This is a genomic window from Bacillus rhizoplanae, assembly GCF_917563915.1.
GTDB lineage: Bacteria > Bacillota > Bacilli > Bacillales > Bacillaceae_G > Bacillus_A > Bacillus_A rhizoplanae.
Genome location: NZ_CAKJTI010000071.1, coordinates 1 through 2,449 on the forward strand (window position 1 = coordinate 1; position 2,449 = coordinate 2,449).

3 protein-coding genes are annotated in these 2,449 nt (G+C 34.1%); 1 reads left to right on the forward strand and 2 read right to left on the reverse strand.

Annotation, left to right across the window (positions count from 1 at the left end; all coding sequences use genetic code 11):
* Positions 1-322: 322 nt before the first annotated feature.
* Both LRP84_RS22240 and LRP84_RS22245 read right to left on the reverse strand, forming a co-directional pair.
* The gene (locus tag LRP84_RS22240; RefSeq protein ID WP_230577068.1) at positions 323-784 is read right to left on the reverse strand and encodes a CarD family transcriptional regulator; all 462 of its coding nucleotides are present in this window, start codon (positions 782-784) and stop codon (positions 323-325) included.
* 216 nt (positions 785-1,000) lie between these two features.
* Positions 1,001-1,909 carry an acyl-ACP desaturase gene (locus LRP84_RS22245; RefSeq protein WP_230577069.1) on the reverse strand — a complete coding sequence of 303 codons (909 nt, stop codon included), beginning with the start codon at positions 1,907-1,909 and terminating at the stop codon, positions 1,001-1,003.
* A gap of 234 nt (positions 1,910-2,143) precedes the next feature.
* Between LRP84_RS22245 and LRP84_RS22250 the strand changes: the two genes are divergently transcribed.
* Positions 2,144-2,449: IS6 family transposase (locus LRP84_RS22250; RefSeq protein ID WP_230577070.1), on the forward strand; the 306-nt coding region annotated here is incomplete at its 3' end.

Sequence of the window (2,449 nt, forward strand, 5' to 3'; positions counted from 1 at the left end):
GACTTAGATAGTATATTACCTAAAACAACGAAAGCCCTACCTCTCTTTCGTCCTTACGGCTCCTTGTCCGTGCCAGTGTGAATCAGGATTGCAAAAATCAAGTGACTATTTAACCGAGTTATTTGATGGAACTTCGAACGTTCGTAAAAGAAATTTTATAATAAAAATGGATTAGGTTGAAGCAATAACAAAAGAGGTTCCTACTCTAAAAGTGAGTTGAAGAAATTGAATGTCTTTGAAATGATTTACTTTTGATAATAATCATATTCCCGAAAAATTCAGGATATTTTCGGGGGGTGTAATACATTATCTATAATGAACCTTAACAGAAACTTTTTATTTGATTTTCAGTGATTCCTTTAATTAATCCTAGTTCACTAATCAAAAATTCATGTGCGTTATCCAACATTTTTTTTTCGCTTGTATTAAGTGCCTTTTCTTTCTTCATACGCATTAAATCACGTACAACTTCAGCACCTTCTTGTATTTCACCCGTTTTTATTTTGTCCGTGTTCACTTTATACCTTTGTTTCCACGGCAATAATTTATCTGATTCTCCATGCTGAAAAATGTGTATAATGTGTTCTAATGCAAGTATATCAGTAACTGGGCGTATACTCGAACTTAATATTTTACCCATAGGAATCATGACTTGCATATTACTGATTGACATTTTTATAACATAATACTGTTGTTTTTTCCCTGAGAATTCTTTTTCTTCTATGGCTTCAATTATACCTGCTCCGTGCATTGGATAAACAATGTTATCGCCAATTTGAAACATATAATCCACCTCCATATATGGTAACCTTCTTAACCTTAACATATATGTGGTTTTTTATCAAATATTTTATAATATCATAAAATTATTTTTAGTGTCAACTACTTTTTCTTTAAAAATCAAATTAAATAAAAACAGCACCAAAAGAATAGGGAGTGTGCCAGATTTCTAATAAAGAGAAGGGGAATTTCCCCGCGCATATTCTGAAACCGCTACTCATTAACGTAGATCAGTTTTCCCTTGAAAACGCCCCAATCGATCCCTTATTTTTTTCAATCTTGTGTGGTACTCCAAAATCTCAATTCTTGCTTTTTCAGCTAGAGGTGCAATTGGTCGTAAGTCTTTTAACCCCCAATAATCAATCACTACATCAAGTACTTGATCAAAATATTGTAGTGGTCCATAGTTAGCTTCTTTTGCAATCACAGCCATTCTATTTTCAAAATCAGGCATGACAGCACCTGGCATTTTAAAATTTCTAATTACATTGGCAATATGATAGCAATAATTAGGTTCCAATTCTAAATGTGTTCGAATGACGTCTCGATAAAACGCATAATGAAGAGTTTCATCTTTTGCAAGACGGCGTAATAATGTAGCAAGATCTGGATCATGCTTACTTGCAACCTTGGCGACATTATTGTAAAACACCATCGTTGCAAGTTCTTGTAGCGTCGTATACGTCATGGCTTCGATTGGTGTATGAAAATCAGGCTCAAATCCACCCTCAACGACTGACTTTCTTAATTCATGTATACGTTTAGGGTTCACACTTCGGGTGAGTAGTAAATATGTCTCCAATAAATTCGAATGTTGATCCTCTTCTGAGGTCCAAGTATGAATAAAGTCTGTAATAACAGAAAGGGAACCTTTAAAAGTCGCAGATAAATACGTTGTAAACCATGGTAAATTAACTTCTGTTAATAAAGCTGTTTCAATGGCCGTAATTACACCAGAAGGAAGAGTAACTTGACTTTCATTCCAAGGAACCCTTTTAAAGTCCATTCCCTTATCCCATGGTAAAAACTCATGATAACCCCAGTCTATCTTCTGCGCTCTTATTTTATGTTGTTCATACAGTTCTTTTAAACGTGGTTCTAATCGGAAATCTAAATCATTTGTTAGCATATAAGTGCCCCCTTTTCTTACCATGGATATTCATCCTATTTTTATCCTTAAAAATTTTCTACAAATAAATATTACTTTCCTTTTTTTAAGTCAAGCATAACAAATTTGTAACAAAACTCTTTAAGAGCGCTATATTTTTATATGATTTTTTCATATAAAAAGGGGGGTTCTGGTGCAAAAAATACTGTCATTGTGTACACTGAAAATATTTATAAATAAAGGACGTGTACGATGATGAAAAAACCAGTGGATTTTAAATGGAAGCATTATGAGCCGGAAATTATTCTATTAGCAGTTAGATGGTACCTCCGGTACAGTTTAAGTTATCGAGATTTGGTAGAAATGATGGAGGAACGTGGTTTATCCATTTCTCATACAACGATTATGCGTTGGGTTCATCAGTATGGTCCTGAATTGGACAAACGAATCCGTCGTCACCTTAAACAAACAAATGACTCTTGGAGAGTCGATGAAACATATATCAAAGTAAAAGGTCAATGGATGTATCTGTATCGTGCTGTTGATTCGAAAGGAAACACA